General features: G+C 40.9%; 15 protein-coding genes. 11 read left to right on the forward strand and 4 right to left on the reverse strand.

Annotated features, from left to right (window positions below; genetic code table 11):
* The first annotated feature begins 19 nt into the window (after positions 1-19).
* The 3 genes from C5O00_RS02050 to C5O00_RS02060 are packed head-to-tail and all read left to right on the forward strand — an operon-like array spanning position 20 to position 2,665.
* Positions 20-925 carry a hypothetical protein gene (locus C5O00_RS02050; RefSeq protein ID WP_105214474.1) on the forward strand — a complete coding sequence of 302 codons (906 nt, stop codon included), beginning with the start codon at positions 20-22 and terminating at the stop codon, positions 923-925.
* A complete protein-coding gene (locus C5O00_RS02055) occupies positions 922-1,425 on the forward strand; it encodes a hypothetical protein (protein ID WP_158676757.1) in 504 nt (167 codons plus the stop codon). Before C5O00_RS02050 ends, C5O00_RS02055 begins: the two co-directional genes overlap by 4 nt.
* Before the next feature lie 58 nt (positions 1,426-1,483).
* Positions 1,484-2,665 (forward strand): acetyltransferase domain-containing protein, encoded by a 1,182-nt coding sequence (locus C5O00_RS02060; RefSeq protein WP_105214478.1) that lies wholly within the window; start codon positions 1,484-1,486, stop codon positions 2,663-2,665.
* Positions 2,666-2,757: 92 nt separating this feature from the next.
* On the opposite strand, the gene C5O00_RS02065 is transcribed toward C5O00_RS02060, so the two are convergent.
* Together C5O00_RS02065 and C5O00_RS02070 are read right to left on the reverse strand one after the other, a co-directional pair.
* On the reverse strand, positions 2,758-4,596 hold the full coding sequence (locus tag C5O00_RS02065; protein WP_105214480.1) for a fasciclin domain-containing protein: 1,839 nt from the start codon (positions 4,594-4,596) through the stop codon (positions 2,758-2,760).
* A gap of 180 nt (positions 4,597-4,776) precedes the next feature.
* Positions 4,777-5,427, reverse strand: coding sequence for a hypothetical protein (locus C5O00_RS02070; RefSeq protein WP_105214482.1), 651 nt, complete (start codon positions 5,425-5,427; stop codon positions 4,777-4,779).
* Between the two features lie 83 nt (positions 5,428-5,510).
* Between C5O00_RS02070 and C5O00_RS02075 the strand changes: the two genes are divergently transcribed.
* The 5 genes from C5O00_RS02075 to C5O00_RS02095 are packed head-to-tail and all read left to right on the forward strand — an operon-like array spanning position 5,511 to position 11,412.
* Positions 5,511-6,026: an RNA polymerase sigma factor gene (locus C5O00_RS02075; protein ID WP_105214484.1), complete on the forward strand. Its 516-nt coding sequence runs from the start codon at positions 5,511-5,513 to the stop codon at positions 6,024-6,026.
* 56 nt (positions 6,027-6,082) lie between these two features.
* Entirely contained in the window at positions 6,083-6,982 is a 900-nt protein-coding gene (locus C5O00_RS02080; RefSeq protein WP_105214486.1) for a FecR family protein, read from the forward strand.
* The gene (locus C5O00_RS02085; protein WP_158676758.1) at positions 6,979-9,486 is read left to right on the forward strand and encodes a TonB-dependent receptor plug domain-containing protein; all 2,508 of its coding nucleotides are present in this window, start codon (positions 6,979-6,981) and stop codon (positions 9,484-9,486) included. The genes C5O00_RS02080 and C5O00_RS02085 overlap by 4 nt, the downstream gene beginning before the upstream one ends.
* Positions 9,487-9,532: 46 nt before the next feature.
* Positions 9,533-11,011: a M28 family peptidase gene (locus C5O00_RS02090; RefSeq protein ID WP_105214490.1), complete on the forward strand. Its 1,479-nt coding sequence runs from the start codon at positions 9,533-9,535 to the stop codon at positions 11,009-11,011.
* On the forward strand, positions 11,011-11,412 hold the full coding sequence (locus tag C5O00_RS02095; protein WP_158676759.1) for a hypothetical protein: 402 nt from the start codon (positions 11,011-11,013) through the stop codon (positions 11,410-11,412). The genes C5O00_RS02090 and C5O00_RS02095 overlap by 1 nt, the downstream gene beginning before the upstream one ends.
* A gap of 237 nt (positions 11,413-11,649) precedes the next feature.
* Here C5O00_RS02095 and C5O00_RS02100 read toward each other — a convergent pair whose 3' ends face one another.
* Together C5O00_RS02100 and C5O00_RS02105 are read right to left on the reverse strand one after the other, a co-directional pair.
* Complete coding sequence (locus tag C5O00_RS02100) at positions 11,650-12,129, reverse strand: hypothetical protein (protein WP_244593015.1); 480 nt, start codon at positions 12,127-12,129, stop codon at positions 11,650-11,652.
* A gap of 24 nt (positions 12,130-12,153) precedes the next feature.
* Complete coding sequence (locus C5O00_RS02105; protein ID WP_105214494.1) at positions 12,154-13,932, reverse strand: autotransporter outer membrane beta-barrel domain-containing protein; 1,779 nt, start codon at positions 13,930-13,932, stop codon at positions 12,154-12,156.
* A gap of 111 nt (positions 13,933-14,043) precedes the next feature.
* Between C5O00_RS02105 and C5O00_RS02110 the strand changes: the two genes are divergently transcribed.
* The 3 genes from C5O00_RS02110 to C5O00_RS02120 are packed head-to-tail and all read left to right on the forward strand — an operon-like array spanning position 14,044 to position 18,046.
* Positions 14,044-14,553, forward strand: coding sequence for an RNA polymerase sigma factor (locus tag C5O00_RS02110; RefSeq protein ID WP_105214496.1), 510 nt, complete (start codon positions 14,044-14,046; stop codon positions 14,551-14,553).
* A gap of 51 nt (positions 14,554-14,604) precedes the next feature.
* Positions 14,605-15,504 carry a FecR family protein gene (locus C5O00_RS02115; protein WP_105214498.1) on the forward strand — a complete coding sequence of 300 codons (900 nt, stop codon included), beginning with the start codon at positions 14,605-14,607 and terminating at the stop codon, positions 15,502-15,504.
* On the forward strand, positions 15,494-18,046 hold the full coding sequence (locus tag C5O00_RS02120; protein ID WP_105214500.1) for a TonB-dependent receptor: 2,553 nt from the start codon (positions 15,494-15,496) through the stop codon (positions 18,044-18,046). Before C5O00_RS02115 ends, C5O00_RS02120 begins: the two co-directional genes overlap by 11 nt.
* Positions 18,047-18,114 lie beyond the last annotated feature (68 nt).

An 18,114-nucleotide genomic window follows, 5' to 3' on the forward strand; every position in this document is an offset into this window, starting at 1 on the left:
TTTCAACATTTTATAGTTTTTGGAGGCAGCAAACAAAAAACTTTTCGAATTATTGAAACAAGCCGTTTCGGATACTTTTCTGAAAGAAAATCACGCTCCTATAGCAATTGGTGACTGGAAAGGTGAAGAGATAGAAAGATTTCAGGAAGATCTGTTTGTACATACACGTGGACGGGTGAGCGAGAAGTGGTTTTATACCTATTTTAAGAATGAGGCCGAAAAACTTCCCAGGATAGATATGCTCAACTTGCTGAGTGAATACGCCGGATACGAAAATTGGAACACTTTCAGGAGTAAACATGGTGAGCTTCTTGCTTTAGAAGAAAACCCAAAACGTAAGAACAATAAGTTTTTGTGGTTGTTCCTGCCGGTCCTTCCAATCCTGATAGCTATGTATTTTTTACTGAATTCTGAAAACAGTTTCCGATTCTGTATGATCGATGAAGATCGAGGCGAACCTATTACCCAGATTCCGCTGGATGTTAAGATCCTTTCTGAAGGCCAATCCCCTATCTATCTAAAAACTGATAGTAGCGGATGTTTCGAATATTCCAGTAAAGAAAAAATAATTCGTTTTGTGGTGCAGTCGCCTTACCATAAAACAGACACCATCATCAGGCACATAGATGCGAATGAAAATGCCAACGTACCTCTCGCCACAGATGATTACGCGCTGATGCTCCGGTATTACAGCAATGGGAATCTAGGAGAGCTACAAAAACGCAAACAACAATTGAACAATCTCATTGCAGATGATGCGCAGATCTACCAGATATTTCCAGCACAGTCTGGTATTGAGTTATATTCGAAAGAAGAGTTTATAAATAAACTTACCGTCCCTACAAGTAGCTTGAAAAACATCAATATCCTGGACAAGCGATACAGGGACGGAAAGATCGTGAAACTAAAATTCAGTATAGAATGAGAGCTATATATTACATACTGCTAAGTTTTTTATTGTGGGCCTGCAATAGTGGTACTCAAACAGATACCCTGGAGAAAATGGAGGCCGAAGAAGCGGTTTCTGTTTCGGAAGCGGATATGAGCGAAGAAACTACTCTTTCTTTGGATGGTACTCTTCTGTATGATAAGATTATTACTCAGAAGCTTCAGGAATATGTTGATTTACAAAATTTACTGATAGAACATCCCGAATTTAGAGGGGAACTTCAAAAATCTTTGGAACAATTAGCCAGGGATAGTCTTATCTTTAGTGCTAACGAAGCGGTTACGATCTCGGATATTACACGGATGGATGATGCTGAGATAGTTTCAGATTCGCTTAAACGGATTCCTTTCAGCTTTAATATAGTGACGGAATCCGGGACGCGCAAGGACAGCCTGATCGCCGTGATAAGAACAAAAACCGTACAAATAGACGGAGTGAATATGGACTCATATAAAATTTCCTTCGAACCTCAATAACATAACGTGACCAGTAATTAAATCGAGGGAAGTTTTAGCCAAATGAAAAACCCGGAAAATGGTATCCACCAAAAATACACGAATCCAGTCCATCGATATCCTAAGAGGAATCGTAATGGTGATCATGGCCCTGGACCATGTGCGCGACTATTTTCATGCAGGAGCATTTGTGTCGGACCCCAGTAATCTGGAAACCACTACCCCCATACTTTTCTTTACGCGATTTATCACACATTTCTGTGCACCGGTGTTTGTATTCCTGGCGGGAACCTCGGCGTTTTTATACGGCCGGAATAAAACCAAAAACCAGCTGTTCAGGTTTTTATTTACCCGCGGACTATGGCTCATATTTATAGAGATCACATTGATGAGTTTTCTTTGGTGGTTCGATATCAAATTCCAATTTTTCAATTTACAGGTGATATGGGCCATTGGCCTTTGTATGGTTGTACTTTCTTTCCTGATCTATCTGCCGATAAAGGCATTAATACCCTTAGGCCTGTTGATTGTGTTCGGGCATAATCTATTGGACGGTATAACAGTTGAAGGAAACGGCCCAGGCTCGATCCTTTGGTATATACTGCATCAATCGGCTTTTATACAATTTGGAGATACATGGGTAAGCTTTCTTTATCCAATACTTCCTTGGATAGGTGTGATCGTTTTGGGTTATTCCTTCGGAACCCTGTATCATCGCGAATATCATGCCCCTACACGTAAGAGGTGGTTACTTTACCTCGGGATTGGGTCTACTGTTCTATTTATCGTTCTAAGAGGAATAAATATCTATGGCGATATGATACCATGGGCTGTTCAGCAAAACAATACTTATACTGTACTTTCATTTTTACAACTAACAAAATATCCGCCGTCCTTATTGTTCTTACTGGTAACCCTGGGGCCCTCTTTTCTTTTTCTTTATGTTGCTGAAAAAGTACGTACTCCTGCGTCCAGATTCTTCCTGGTCTATGGAAGAGTACCGTTCTTCTATTATGTTTTACATGTGCTGCTGATTCACCTTGCAGCGATGGCCGGTCTGGTATTGACCGGAAAAGACTGGCAACTAATGATACTCACCATGGAGAGCTTTATGAGTGGCGAACTGGCGGGATATGGATATTCCCTGGGCGTAACATACCTGGTATGGATATGTATTGTGCTGGCCTTGTACCCTGTTTGCAATTGGTATATGAAATATAAGGCGAATAACAGGGACAAGTGGTGGTTGAGTTATTTGTAGTGTCAAAAGTAGAAACCGCCTCTGCGTGAGCATTACAGAAGCGGTTTCAGAATTAACAACTAACTAAATTCAAATAAACATCATAACCATTACTATTGTGGAAGTAATACTTTATCGATGGCATGTACCACCCCGTTAGCTGCCTGAACATTGGTTACTATTATATTACTAATACGACCGTTCTGGTCTGTGATGGTGGCATTAGTTGCATTGATAACTATATCGTCACCCAATGTGGAAACTGTTCCGTCTACAAGGTTTTCCTCGCGTACATTGGCACCTGCGATCACGTGCGTATTTAAAGTAGCGGTTAAGGTGGCAGTATCAATATCATCCAAACTAGAAATTCCTAATTCTGTTAATAGATCTTCGAAAGCCGTGTTTGTAGGGGCGAATACTGTGAATGGTGCTGGACTTGTTCCATTGGCCGTACTTAGAACAGAAACAAAATCGGGTTGATCGGGTCTGGTAAGAGCAGAGACCAATGTGCCAAAGGTAGGGTCGGCCACAGCAAAAGTAACGACGGTTGGCAAGGCTATTACCGAGTCCACAATATGTACTACCCCGTTGGCAGCGTTAATATCGGCGGTTGTAACCGTTGAGATACCATTAAGCGTAACTCCACTTTCCGTATTTATATACAAACTCAAGTTATTGGCAGACGTTCCGTAAGTAGCCAGTGTCGAAGTATAAGACGTACTTAAACTTGAGGATAACACAGTTCCTGTCAAGGCATGATTGAGGATTACCTGAGTGAGTACATCTACCGGGACATCGGACAGGCTGGCGAACCCATTAGCTGTGAGGAATAAATCGAAAGCGGAATTAACAGGTGCAAAAACTGTGAATTCGGCATTTCTGTCATCCAATACAGTATCAAGTCCTGTTATGGTAAGCGCCTCAGCTAGTGAAGATAAATCGGCAGTCATCATGGCCAATCCTGCAATTGTAGGATCCACTATGTCTATAACTTCTTGTGGTAGTAGAACCTTATCAATGGCATGGATCACACCATTAGAGGTTTGAACATTGGTAACCGAAATATTAGCAGGCATTCCCGTAGCATCGATGATCTGAGGACCATTAGCAAGTGAAATAGTAATATCCTCACCCTGGAAGGTTGTAGCCGTCTGTCCGTCGGTTAGATCTTCGGCTCGGACATTGACACCAGCCAGAACGTGATAGTTCAATACAAGCTGAAGAACCGGTTGCGGTATGTCGCTTAAGGATGAATATCCTAGTGTTGTAAGTAGATTGTTGAATGCGGCATTGTCTGGAGCAAATACGGTAAAGGGTGATGATGCCGTTCCTGACAATAATGCCACATAATCGATGTTGGCGTCGGATGCAGCAATTAAAGCTTCAACCAGAATAGAAAATCCAGAGTTCGCTGTTGCCTGGGTTACTATTGTAGGTATTCCGATAACTGCATCTACAGCGTGAATAACCCCGTTACTAACAGCTACATCGGGAGTGGTGACAGATGCTTCATTATTAATACGCACACCGGCACTTGTATCCACATAAAGACTTAGATTATTAGTGGTTGTCCCGAACGTGGCCAGAGAATTAATATATCCGGTACTTAAGCTAGCCGAATCATTATTGCCAGGGACAACGTGATTTAACAGGACATTGGTAAGCACATCTACCGGTACATCATCCAGACTGGCGAAACCGTTAGCATTTAAGAAAGCTTCGAATGCTACATTATTTGGTGCAAAAACTGTGTATTCTGTACTTCCATCCAGAGTTTCCACCAGTCCTGTGCGCACTAGAGCCGCTTGCATTGATGAGTAATCCGGATTGTTCTGCACAAAAGCAGCGATAGTTACTTCTCCAGCGTTTACATCGCCGTTATCGTCATCGCTACAGGAAGTAGCAAAAACCGTAAGAAAAACTATTAGCGATAATTTCAAAAGATTTTTCATAGTAATTTGTTTAGATTAATGTGTTTAGGCATAAAACAATCATTTAAAATAAATTACTACTGGCAAATCCGACTTTAATAATTGTTTAACTTTTTTAGTTAAATATTAAACAAAATTAAATTAGATAAAACAAAAACCCTCCTTGCGGAGGGCCAATTAACATAACTAAACATAAGTGGGTTACTCACAAAACGGTATCATGCTTAAAATCTCTGTCTTTAAAGCATCATTTGAATTGATTGTGAGAACAACCTCATTTTGCATTCGTAGCTGAATCGGGTATTGTATACTGGCTATTCGATCTCCCTCGAAACCAACAATCGATTGAAAAGTCTGTTTGTCGTGTTCGAAAATGATGGTTTCGAAACTCGAATTGGACGGATCGTACACCGAAATTCGAACCGGATATATAATATCTACACAGTTTATAATATCGTTATAAAGCGAGCCATTGGCACATAGATCGATCAATTGATTGAATGCAGTTACATCCGGAACCTCGGCTTGCAGGTAATCGGCAAAGGTGATGTTCACAGGAAACTCGGGTATAAGTTCATCCCCATTTTTGAAGATTGCAAGATCATCAATTGAATTTACCGGATATGGATACCCATTATAGTAACAGGTATATGGAAAATCTATACTAAAACAGGAGGAATTGTCTACTATATCGTCAAAGGAGCCGTCGTGAGAGACCACAGACATGAGCAAGGATTTCAGCTGTCTATCATCGGTAAAAGCTTCATCATCCTCTCCCTCTACTATGGTTAGCTCTTCTTTCTGACAACCAGCGATCATCACTAACATCATAAAATACACAATGTATTTCATCTTTTCCTTTTTGGTAATATAACAACTAATGTATAAAAATTCCTACCCCATTTTATATTTTTATATTTACTGAAATTCACACAATGCCCACACCTCTTTTCAAGAATGTCTGCGACGAGCAGTTCTTTTCGAAATTGTATGACCAATATTCGAAGGATCTTCACGACTTCATCTATTACAAATATGGAGAGCATTTCGATCCTGAAGATAAGGTGCATGAGGCATTTATAAAGCTCTGGAAAAATTGTAAGCGTGTGGCTCCGGATAAAGCGAAAAGCTTCCTATTTACCGTGATTAATAATATTACGCTCAATGATATAAAACACAAAAAAGTGGTTTTAAAGCACCAAAAATTAAAACCAAAAGAGCATACCCACGAAACTCCTCAGTTCATTATGGAGGAAACAGAATATCTGGAAAAATATCAGGCAGCCCTGGCAAAATTACCCGAAGGACAGCGGGTTGCATTTCTACTTAATCGCGTGGAAGGGAAGCGGCATAAGGAAATTGCCGAAATGCTCAATATCTCGCGAAAGGCTGTTGAAAAAAGGATTTATACCGCCCTGGAAAAACTGCGGCGGGAAATTGATGGAATTTAATTGAGATCGAGGTAGGAATTTCACAAGTTCGATTGTTATATACATAGAAATTAACTATGAAAAAGAAGGATTTAATTTCTAAATGGTTAAACTTTAACCTTAGTGATGAGGAACTGGAAACATTTAACAACTTAGATGTTTCCTCTTCCTATCACCGTATAGACCGGGCTGCTAAACACTTCAAAGCGCCGGATTTCGACCGAGAATCAAGCTATTACCGTCTTGAGAAAAAGCTAGGAACCAAGAGGTCTTCACGAAAGATAAACTACTATGTTTCCGGTATTGCCGCGACTCTAATTGTTGCATTTGGACTATTCTATTTTCTCAATAATTCATCGGATGTGGAATATCTCGCGGCCAACAGTGAGACCACCCAATTCATTTTACCGGACAATTCAGAAGTTGTTCTAAATTCCGGATCCTCCGTCTCATTCAACCAAAAAAATTGGGCTAAAGAACGCCAGCTCAAACTGGATGGAGAAGCCTATTTTAAAGTAGCTAAAGGCGAAACTTTTACCGTTTATACATCGCAGGGTAGCGTTTCGGTGCTGGGAACACAATTCAAGGTGAACGACCGAAAAGATTATTTCGAGGTAAGCTGCTACGAGGGATTAGTGAAGGTAATATACCAGGGAAAAGAACAACATCTTTCGGCGGGAAAGGTCTTTAAAGCTTTTGATGATCGGTTTGTGGATGAAACTACCTCAGCGAGTAAACCCGCCTGGCTTGAACAAAAATCTACTTTTAAGAGTATACCTTATCGCTTCGTTCTGCAGGAATTGGAGCGGCAATTCGATATTGTGATTTCGGGAGCAGGAACAGACTATGACACCTTGTTTACCGGAAGTTTCAACAACGAAAACCTCGAAACTGCCTTGCAGGCTGTTACTATTCCCCTTAACTTGTCTTATTCTATTAATGGTAAAAATGTGGTTCTTAAAATTAACCAACAGTGACCCAAATAAGAAAGTTTACATTACTTTTTATCTTATTCAGTTTTAATTATTTGTCCGGGCAAAATCAGACCGATTCCAGATCTTTGCAGGAAGTATTTACATATCTGGAGCAAACTTTCCAATGCACATTCAGCTATAAGGATATCGATCTAAGATATCACTACACTTCTGTTCCCAAAGCAAATGATCTTGAACTAGCGGTCCAGACGTTATCACAAAGTACCTTATTTAATTTCACCATCCTGGAGGACCGCACTGTGGCCGTTCAAAAAAAAGAGGGGTTGGTACGCAGATGTGTTGTTATTACTTCTGAAATTGATCTACCCATGGTTAATGTGGCAATTGTCACGCCATACCAACAGCTCATAACAGATAGCGCGGGTAGAGCCGATCTGGAGGTCGGGAACACTTCCGAAGAAATTACCATAAGATACACTGGCTTCGAAACGATAAGAACCACAGCAGCCAACCTAGCTACGAACGATTGTTCCTCCTTCAGGTTGTTGCGTAAGATCGAATATCTCAACACCGTCACCCTGGTGAACTACCTGGCTAAAGGGATCACTAAAAGCACCAATGGTGCCTTAAATGTAAATTACAAGGAATTTGACATCCTTCCCGGGCTCATAGAACCCGACGTGCTGCAGACCATACAGGCCTTGCCGGGAATTCAAAGTGTGAATGAAACCGTTTCTTTTATAAATATACGCGGAGGAACTAACGACCAGAATCTGGTACTCTGGGACGGGATAAAAATGTATCAGAGCGGGCACTTTTTTGGCCTTATCTCGGCATTTAATCCGTTCCTTACAACCGAGGTAAACATCATTAAAAATGGTAGTAGCGCCGAATATGGGGATGGCGTTTCCGGGATCATAAGTATGCAGGGAGACGATACGATCGGGTCTCAAATTTCCGGAGGATGGGGTATAAACGCGATTAGCACAGATGCCTACCTGGAGATCCCATTAAGCGACAAAGCCTCTCTTCAACTTGCCGGACGAAAATCTTTCAATAATCTTATTGAAACCCCAACCTACACCGAGTATTTTGAAAAAGCATTTCAGAATACTGAAGTTCTTGTCAATTCGGAGGCGGAGTCTGCTTCCAATGACGATTTTACTTTTTACGACGCGCATTTACGATTTGTATATAAACCTACCGAAAAAGATTACCTGAGGGTAAATTTTCTGTTACTTGGAAATCGGCTGGATTTTCTTGAAAATGCAGTGATCGATAATGTACGCGAATCCAGGCAGAGCGAACTAACCCAGGAAAATTATTCGGGAGGACTTTATTACGGCCGTATATGGAACAACAAATTCAGTACAAATATTCAACTATACGGGACCACCTACGGCTTGAGAGCGACCAATTTCGATATTCGCAACAACCAGCGATTACTTCAAAACAACGATGTACTTGAAGGCGGTTTAAAGGCTAGTGGAAATTTTGCGATCTCTCAAAATGCGATGCTGATGGCGGGATATCAGTTCAATGAGACGGGAATTACCAATTTCGAACAGATTAATAACCCGTTCTTTGAAAGAACCGATAAACAGGTATTGAGAACTCATAGTGTTTTCGCACAAACTAATCTCAGCCCTGCAAAATGGAACACCACCATAATAGCTGGTCTTAGGCTTAACCATATTGGTAAATTTAACAAGGTATTGCTAGAACCAAGATTAAGTATAAACTACCGCTTCCTGAATTATTTTTCCATCGATGTGGCTGGTGAATTAAAGAGCCAGACCACCTCCCAGATCATCGACCTTCAAAACGATTTCCTCGGGGTAGAGAACCGGCGGTGGGTATTATCAAGGGAAAACGATATCCCAATTCTAAAAGGACAGCAATTTTCTGTGGGGATCAACTACAGTAGAAACGGATGGTTGGTAAATGCCGAACCTTATATAAAGAGGATCGAAGGAATTACCACACAGAGCCAGGGATTTCAGAATCAATTTGAGAATGCCCGTACGCATGGTAGTTATATGGTTAAAGGAGTAGATCTACTTATAAACAAACGATTTAGAAACGTGAATACCTGGTTTAGTTATTCGTACGCAAAGAACGACTACACCTTCAAACAGCTTACTCCTTCGTCATTTCCCAACAATATCGACATTCGGCATACCATCACTTATGGAATCAATTACAGCATCGATAAATTTAATATATCGGGAGGTTTTAATTATCATAGCGGAAAACCAATCACCACCTTGGTCCCTGGTAACCAGGTTGTGAACGGACAATTGAATTTCGATCTTCCCAACGCCTCCAATATAGACGATTACATTCGGGTAGATATATCGGGTACATACAGTTTCTCTATTGGGGAAAAATTAAATGCTTTTGCCGGAATTTCATTCTGGAATTTGTTAGACACCAAAAATGAACTAAACAGTTTTTATCGTATCAATAGTGATGGTGAACACGAAAAAGTTACAGAGAATTCCCTGGCCTTTACTCCCAATGCCACGTTTAGAATTCGCTTTTAAGTGAAATATGTATCTTTAGCCGAATCAAAAAACGCAATCCTTTACAATGAAGAATATTATCCTTTGCTTCTTAATGGCACTAAGTGCTGTTGGAACTTACTCACAAACCGAAATAGATAAGGTAAAAGAGACAGTATCGAAGTCTGAAATAGAAGGCCATATATACTTTTTGGCAGACGACCTGTTAAAAGGCAGAGAGGCTGGAACGCCCGAGAATAAGATCGCTGCTTCCTATCTCGCTAATACACTGCGAAGTTATGGGGTGAAACCTAATCCTAAGACCGGCACCTATTATCAAACCGTTCCTATGGAGAAAAAACCAGCCCCAAAACCTATCTATCTCACTATAAACGGTAAAGAATATAAATACAAGTTACCGATGAAATCGGCCAAATTGGAAGTGACCACGGAAGGAGTCTATCTGGGCTATGGGATGGAATCTGATTTCGAGGGTAAAGATCTTCGCAAAAAGTTTGTGATCGTTAAGTCTGGAAGTGCTAATTCGCCTTCTGTTCGGGCAGCATTTGGCTTAACACAGCAAAAAGAACAACTAGCAAAAGCCGCAGGTGCACTTGGTGTAATAGAACTTGTAGATACAGACCAGAGAACCTGGGGGAGAATTGATCATTTTGTCAATTCGCCTCGTCTCGAACTGGCCAGCGGTGAAAAAACGAATGAAGATGGCAGATTTGGTTATATCTGGATGATGGATGAAAAAGGTAGCCTGGCCAACGAACTTGACGGAGCTCCTAACCCATCGGTAAAAGTAGATATGTCTTTAAGTCCTGTGAGTAAGATCATATCGCAAAATGTAATTGGCGTCGTGGAAGGTACAGACCCCAAACTTAAAAACGAATATGTGATCTATTCTGCTCATTATGATCACGTAGGTATTGGTAGCCCGGATGCTACAGGAGACACCATCTATAACGGTGCCCGCGATAATGCGGTTGGAACTACAACGGTTCTAAGTATGGCTAAGAATCTTGCCAAATACCCCACAAAGCGGTCTGCGCTGTTCATTCTTTTTACGGCTGAGGAAAAAGGCCTTCTTGGGAGTAAATATTATGTTGAAAACCCAGTACTTCCTTTAAAACAAATGGTGTATTGCTTTAATAGTGATAACGGTGGTTATAACGATACATCCCTGGCAACCATTGTGGGACTGGAGCGTACAACCGCTCAGAAGAATATAGAGATGGCGGCAGCCGATTTCGGTTTAAAAGCTATTGAGGATCCTGCGCCCGAACAGGGTTTATTTGACAGAAGTGACAATGTTCATTTCGCGGCCAAAGGAATTCCGGCACCTACCTTTTCGATGGGATTTACCTCTTTTGACGGGGAAGTGACAAAATATTACCATCAGCCCGGAGACCATGCCGACTCTTTAGATTACGATTATTTACTGAAATTTTTTAGGGCATATGTGATGGCAGGCCGTAATATCGCCAACGATACAAAAACCGCGGTTTGGGTAAGTGGAGATAAATATGAGGCCGCAGGTAAAACACTTTACGGAAACTAATGAGACGAAAGTATTTGCTGGCATTTATGTTTCTTCCTATACTTATGTGTAACTGTAAATCTATGGCGGTGAAGAGCATTCAATATTCCGATCAGAATAACAATCATTATTCTATAACCCAGACTTCATTGATCTACAGTCCCGTTACTCCTGAAGAAAGTTCTTCGGGTGTTTACAGTGGAGGAGATCCTGCGGAAGTACAACTTACCAAAGATGAATTCAATACTATTCTTAGCCTGTCGGAAAAAATCATGAAAGCTTCGGAAGGAAATGAAATGAAACGCGAAATGCTTACTTCGGTATTAGTTATTTCGGAAGAGGGCAAAAGTCGAAGAGCTATATTAAAACGATCGGAAGCACGAAGTGCGTTGGAGGAGCTACTTCAGAAAGTAAAACAATAAATACTTATAAAGATAAAAGCCATCCCATGTCCCGGATGGCTTTCTTTTTGTGGGGCAAAAAATGGAGGACATGCAAATTTTTTAAAGGCCTCCTAAATAGATCTCGTCCGGAATCTTTACGTTCCTGTTGAGGGATTCTTCTTTTTCATAATCAATTTGAACAACGATTCAAGAAAGTATCCACTACTGATTCCAAATCCCTAAATTGAAGGCCTTTCCACTAACTAATCAAACAATCTATATTTTAGTGAAAGTGAGGAAGTCGGTACCACCATTACCTCCGCTTACGTCGGTCAATTCTATCGTGTTATCGGTGATAGAAATAATATCCCAATCATCTATTAGATCATCGAAATCACTATCCTGAGGCACCGAGAAAAAGATATTGAAATCTACATCATTGCTGCTCGATGAAGACGAACTACTGCTATTGGTCACAGACCAGGTTCCATTTACGGTAGTAGTATTTCTAACGGCCACCAGTGACCCATCACTATTAAAACTAAATTCATAACCGTTAAAATTGGAAGTCTCATCTTTATCGGTATCCCAGAAATATGAGATCCTCCAGGTGCCGTTTTGAGCTACCTGGTTTGCCTGAGCGATCTGGTCGCTGCTGCTGTTATTCGAGCTATCGTTTGAATCGTCTTTCGAACATGCTACCAGAAGCACCGTAAAAAGGATCGTCATTGTGATATTTAAAAATTTCTTTTTCATTTTAATATAGTTTAAGAGGATTAATTATAATTTTTGAAATGTAAGGTTATCTGTTCCGCCGCCACCGCCACTAACATCTTCAAGTTCCACCAATGTGCTGGTAAAGTTTAGCACATCCCAGTCGTCGTTGAATTCGTCGAAGGGGAACTGGGTTCCAAAATCCAGAACCAGATCCAAATTGGTAGTTCCGGTGACTGCCCAGGTACCATTGAAGGTATTTGTTCCGTTTGTTGCCACTACTGTTCCACCTGTATTGAAAGTAAGGGTATAGCCATTATAGTCTATGGTTTCATCGATCCCGTCGTCAAGGTATTGTGCTACAAACCACTGCCCGTCTTCAAGGGTATCGATCAAGGCTTGTGCAGTTCCACCACCGCCACCTCCACAACCTGTGGCAGGACTTCTTCCAAATTCGAGGATATCGGTTCCACCACCGCCACCGCTAACATCAAGCAGGCTAATGAGGTTCGAATTGAAGCTGGAGACATCCCAGTCGTCATTAATGTCGTCGAAATTAGGATCTGCTGTGATATCGAAATTTAGAATAAGATTTAGCACGCCATCATCAACTTCCACGCTCCAGAAACCATTTACGGTTGTAGAAGAGCTTATCGCTGTGGCTGTACCATTGAGGTTGTAGGTGAATACGTAATCCACGTAGTCACAGGTTTCGATATTTCCATCGTCATCCAATAAGTTAACGTACCACACACCTGTGGTTAATTCGGTGATAAGTGCATTGGTGTTTCCACCTCCACCTGTAGGAGGAGTTCTTTCGAAAGTAAGATAATCTATACTTCCGTCACCGCTTTCATCTCTTAATCTGATAATATCATTGGTAGCTTCGATAATATCCCAGTCGTCGTCTAATTCATCGAAAGGTGAGTTTGTTCCGAAGAATAATACCAGATCCGGTGTACTTCCTCCCTCGAACATCCAGGTACCGGGAACTGTATTGGTGCCATTGGTTGCCTGGGCTGTATTATCTGTAGCAAAGCTGAATTCGTATCCGTTATAATTATCAGTTTCGTCGAAATCGTCAAAGAAATAAGTAATATACCAAACCCCATTTGTTAGGTTTTGTTCAAATACAACCGGATCTATAGGATCATTACTACCACTATTGTTCTCACAATCGTCTATAAGTTGTTGTAGTTGAGCATTGTTGGTAACGGTAACCACACTGTTATCATCAAGGATCACATTGATAGGATAATCAATACTAAAGTAGTCATCATCTCCTAAGCCATTTAAGAAAAGGTATAATTCCAGGTCGTTATTTACAGTTACCGTACCGGTTTGTTGCTGGTTATTATCGAAGATGAAGAAAGTGATTGGGTATTCGAAATCCAGACAACTAATGGAGTCATCTCCACCACTGCTTTCACAGGCAGCGATCAATGCATCAAGTTCGGCCTGGCTGTTTACAACAACTTCTGTATAATCATCGAGAATGACCGTAATTGGGAATACGATCTCCAGGGTATCTATGTCGTTAGGAAACTGATTGAATATCGCCTCCACGATGTCCAGGTCGTCCTCGTCTGTGAGGATCACTTCTTGTCCGTTGGCGATCACTGTCACCGGAAATTTAACAGACACACAACTGTTTCCATCTATTATATCATCTATACTACCCGAATTTTGAGAAGTTCGGATAAGTAAATTTGCAAGCACCGAATTAGCCGTGATAGTTTCTTCGTTGGTTTCATCGATAAAGATCTCTTCCTCTTTCTGGCAGGACGTAAAGGTCACACCAAATATGAGGAGTGTAAATAAAAATAGTTTAGTAAGCTTTTCCATTCGTAGCATTTTTTTTGGGATTATTTACTAGTTAAACAGCGGAGTTCGATTTTACCCTACCCCATATGCTAAATAATTTGATATATTTGAGCCAAACCTCAAAAATTGTTTATGAAAGATCCCGATTCTGTTTGCAATGAAGCGGTATTTAACCAGGTATACAATGATATTTCTCAGTCTGTATGGAGATTCGCATATTACAAATGTGGCGATGAGGCACAGGCAGATGACCTGGTACAGGATGCTTTCATAAAATTATGGAGCAACTGTGCAAAGGTTGCTGTGGCTAAGGCTAAATCTTTTTTATTCACGGTAACAAATAATGCTTTTTTAAACCAGATCGCACATAAGAAGGTGGTATTGAAACACGCTCAATTAACTCCGAGCAAAGTAGATAATGAGTCCCCCGAATTTGTGTTGGAAGAAAAACAATATCATAAAAAACTGCAGGATGCGATCTCCAATCTTAGTGAAGCACAACGAACCGCTTTTTTATTGAACCGTATAGACGGAATGAAGTATGCAGAGATCGCAGAACACCTTAATATAAGTGTAAAGGCTGTTGAAAAACGTATGAGCCAGGCATTGAAGCAATTGCGATCAGAGTTTAAAAATATTTAGCAGGTAGGGTAAAAACAGCTCGAACTGTTATACGTTTGATAAACCAGACTTATGGACAAACATTACATTTTACATAAATACCTCAATAAAGAGGCAACCCCCGACGAGATCGCCCAGTTAAGGACCGATCCCGAATTCGCGGATTACCTAAGGCTGGCAGAAGCAAGTAGTGGTTTTGAACCACCGCAATTTAATGCTTTAGCCAATTTCGACGCCATTCAATCAAGAAGAGAGAAGAAACTATCGGGACAAGCTAATCCTGCTTACAACCGGTTACTCAAGATCGCAGCCATCATGGTATTGGTTGTGGTAAGTTATGTATTCATATCCTCCTTAAGCACGACGGTTTCCACCGATGTTGCCCAAAAGGAGACGTTCACATTACCTGATAATTCTATTGTTCAGCTGAATTCAAATTCAGAAATAAGTTATAAGAAAAGAAATTGGAAAAATAACCGTTTATTAAAGTTAGAAGGAGAAGCGTATTTTAAAGTGAGTAAGGGAAATGCATTTACAGTTGAAACTCCGCAGGGAGATGTTACGGTTCTGGGAACACAGTTCAATGTGTTTTCCAGGGACACAATTTTTAATGTGAAATGCTTTGAAGGACTGGTAAGCGTTGCATTTAACGATACCCTAATAAAATTGCCAGCAGGCAATAAACTGAAGGTAGAAAACAATAAACTAGTTGTTTATACCACTACCACAACACAGGAACCTGCCTGGATCTATAACGAAAGTAGCTTTGAAAATGCTTCGTTGATAACAGTACTGAACGAACTAAAATCTCATTATCCTATTACTATAACCTCACCTCACAGTATAGCCAACAAACGATTTACCGGTAGTTTCACTCACGAAAATCTGAACTCTGCCCTGCGGTCGATATGCGATCCATTACAATTAGGCTACACTGTCGATGGAAATGATGTAACCATATATGCGAAATAGCGCTGTGCAAGGGCGGACGATCGTCTTAATTATTTGTCTTTCTCTTTCCACAGTGTTTTGCAAAGCGCAGGATGGTGGGAATAAAAACCTGCTTGTGGTCTTGCAATCTATAGAGCAGGCATTCAATGTACGTTTCTCGTATGCTGTGGATGATATTGCCAATGTTACCTTATTGTACGAACCTCAACCCTCCCTCGAGGCTTCCCTGGATTATCTCTCAAAGAATATCCCCTTTACATTTAATAAAATTGATGATCGATATATTACTGTAGTAAAAAACACTTCCGAATTTCTCTGCGGAAGAATCCTTGCAGCAGATACAGGATTACCCCTGGAAAATGCGACTATCGTTTCCAATCTTACTTCCTTCGGAACATTATCGAATGAAGATGGTACCTTTTTTATTCCGAAGGCACTGCTCAATGAAGAATTGCTTATCCGTTTTGTTGGTTATCAGCCCTGGCAGATCGCGGTATCCGATCTAAATATAAATTGCGAAGCTATATTAGTTCCCGCCGAGGTTTCCACCCTACAAACCGTATTTATAAAAAATTTCCTCGTTAAAGGTCTCTCTAAGAATATGGATGGATCCTTCGGAATAAATACATCCGAGTTTGGTTTGCTGCCCGGACAGGTGGAAAACGACATCCTATTTGTTACTCAGGCCCTGCCCGGAATACAAAGTGTGAATGAGACCATTTCCAATATCAATGTTCGAGGAGGTACTCACGACGAAAATCTTATCCTCTGGAATGATATTAAATCCTACCAGAGCGGGCATTTCTTCGGGTTGATCTCTGCTTTTAATCCAGACATCACCCAAGACGTGAAGGTTCACAAGAATGGTACACCAATTCGTTACGGCGATGGAATTTCGAGTGTGATAGCCATGAAGTCCCGGGACGAATTAAGCGAAGGTTTTCACGGCGGGGCAGGTCTCAATCTTATCAACGGAAGCGCCTTTGCATATCTTCCTGTATCGGAGAAAGCAGCGATACAAGTATCGGGTCGTAGTTCGTTTAATGCGTTATGGGAATCGCCAGTCTATCAAACCTATTCTGAAAAAGTTTTTCAGGATACCGAAATCTCAAATACCGATCCTGCAGAAAGCGGTTTAAAAATCGCGGCGGAGGAAGATTTCAGCTTTTACGATGTAAGTACAAGGTTTCTATGGGACATAAACGACAAAGATAAATTTCGGGTGAATTTTTTGGCAATGAACAACACCCTTACATTTAATGAAACCATTTTGGACACCGAGCGTTCTAAAAACAGTGAATTGGATCTAAAGAGTATCCTGGGAGGATTGAGTTGGGAACGAGCCTGGAGTGACACCTTCAGCACCAGGGTTCTCACCTATCTTACAACCTATTACTTAAGAGCCCTCAACCGTGACTTGTTAACCACACAGGAGGTTTTTCAGGAAAATGATGTGCTTGAGACGGGAATTAAATTGGATGGTAATCTGGAGCTGTCCGATAATTTTACGGCATCGGGAGGTTACCAGTTTGTAGAAACAGGTATTACAAACGAACAGGAAGTTAATTTACCGCGATTTGTCGATTTTAAGAAAAATGTACTTCGTACTCATGCGGCATTTGCCGGTCTCACTTATACCTCTAATGATAATAATACTACGCTTAACGGTGGTGTACGATTTAATTATTTTACCAAGTTCGACAAGCTCCTTATCGAACCGCGAATTGCCCTTCATCAAAAATTAGTGGGTGGTTTATCCCTGGAGGCACAGGGAGAATTTAAAAGTCAGGCTACCACTCAGCGCATCGATTTCGATAGTGATTTTCTTGGTGTAGAAAAGCGCAGATGGGTATTGGCCGATGAAGAAAATATTCCCATTGTCACGAGTAGACAGGCATCCCTGGGCCTACTTTTTGAGAAAAACGGGTGGCTGCTAAATGCCGAAGGCTTTTATAAGGAAGTGGAAGGAATTTCCTCGGGCAACCAGGGTTTTCAAAACCAATTTCAATACCTACGCAGTAGTGGAAGTTACCTAGCCAATGGTGCAGAATTTGTGGTTAATAAAGAGGAAAACAATTACAGCATCTGGTTAAGTTATGCGTATCTTAATAATACTTACGAATTCAACTCATTTCAACCTACTTCCTTCCCACACAATCTCGACGTAACACATACTGCAACTTTTGCCGGATCTCTAATCTTCGATCGCCTTAAAGTGGCATCGGGGATAAATTATCATTCGGGTAAACCCTATACTATTCCATTAACTGAAGATGCGATCATATCTGATGGCATAAACGAAACTATCGCTTATGGTAACCCAAATGAAGAACGCCTCACCGATTATTATCGCGTAGATCTTTCGGCGGAATACAACTGGGAGATCTCCGAGAATGTTGATGCAAAGATCAATCTGGCAGTACTTAATGTTCTGGACACCCGAAATACCTTAAATATTCGTTACGTTATCACAGAGAATACAGACGGTGAGAGCTCTATAAACGAAGTTAGAACAACCTCTCTGGGTCTTTCTCCCAATTTTTCACTACAACTTTTATTCTAAAATGGAAGAGTAACTTCTTCCCCTACCTGAATTCATAGATTTTAAATTTCTATCAGATTTCTTTGATA

This window comes from Pukyongia salina, assembly GCF_002966125.1.
Taxonomy (GTDB): domain Bacteria; phylum Bacteroidota; class Bacteroidia; order Flavobacteriales; family Flavobacteriaceae; genus Pukyongia; species Pukyongia salina.

Bases quoted from the DNA above. Each gene is read 5' to 3' on its own strand.
- C5O00_RS02055 (WP_158676757.1), top strand. From the start codon at position 922: ATGAGAGCTATATATTACATACTGCTAAGTTTTTTATTGTGGGCCTGC.
- C5O00_RS02060 (WP_105214478.1), top strand. From the start codon at position 1,484: ATGGTATCCACCAAAAATACACGAATCCAGTCCATCGATATCCTAAGA.
- C5O00_RS02065 (WP_105214480.1), bottom strand. From the start codon at position 4,596: ATGAAAAATCTTTTGAAATTATCGCTAATAGTTTTTCTTACGGTTTTT.
- C5O00_RS02070 (WP_105214482.1), bottom strand. From the start codon at position 5,427: ATGAAATACATTGTGTATTTTATGATGTTAGTGATGATCGCTGGTTGT.
- C5O00_RS02075 (WP_105214484.1), top strand. From the start codon at position 5,511: ATGCCCACACCTCTTTTCAAGAATGTCTGCGACGAGCAGTTCTTTTCG.
- C5O00_RS02080 (WP_105214486.1), top strand. From the start codon at position 6,083: ATGAAAAAGAAGGATTTAATTTCTAAATGGTTAAACTTTAACCTTAGT.
- C5O00_RS02090 (WP_105214490.1), top strand. From the start codon at position 9,533: ATGAAGAATATTATCCTTTGCTTCTTAATGGCACTAAGTGCTGTTGGA.
- C5O00_RS02095 (WP_158676759.1), top strand. From the start codon at position 11,011: ATGAGACGAAAGTATTTGCTGGCATTTATGTTTCTTCCTATACTTATG.
- C5O00_RS02100 (WP_244593015.1), bottom strand. From the start codon at position 12,129: ATGAAAAAGAAATTTTTAAATATCACAATGACGATCCTTTTTACGGTG.
- C5O00_RS02105 (WP_105214494.1), bottom strand. From the start codon at position 13,932: ATGGAAAAGCTTACTAAACTATTTTTATTTACACTCCTCATATTTGGT.
- C5O00_RS02110 (WP_105214496.1), top strand. From the start codon at position 14,044: ATGAAAGATCCCGATTCTGTTTGCAATGAAGCGGTATTTAACCAGGTA.
- C5O00_RS02115 (WP_105214498.1), top strand. From the start codon at position 14,605: ATGGACAAACATTACATTTTACATAAATACCTCAATAAAGAGGCAACC.
- C5O00_RS02120 (WP_105214500.1), top strand. From the start codon at position 15,494: ATGCGAAATAGCGCTGTGCAAGGGCGGACGATCGTCTTAATTATTTGT.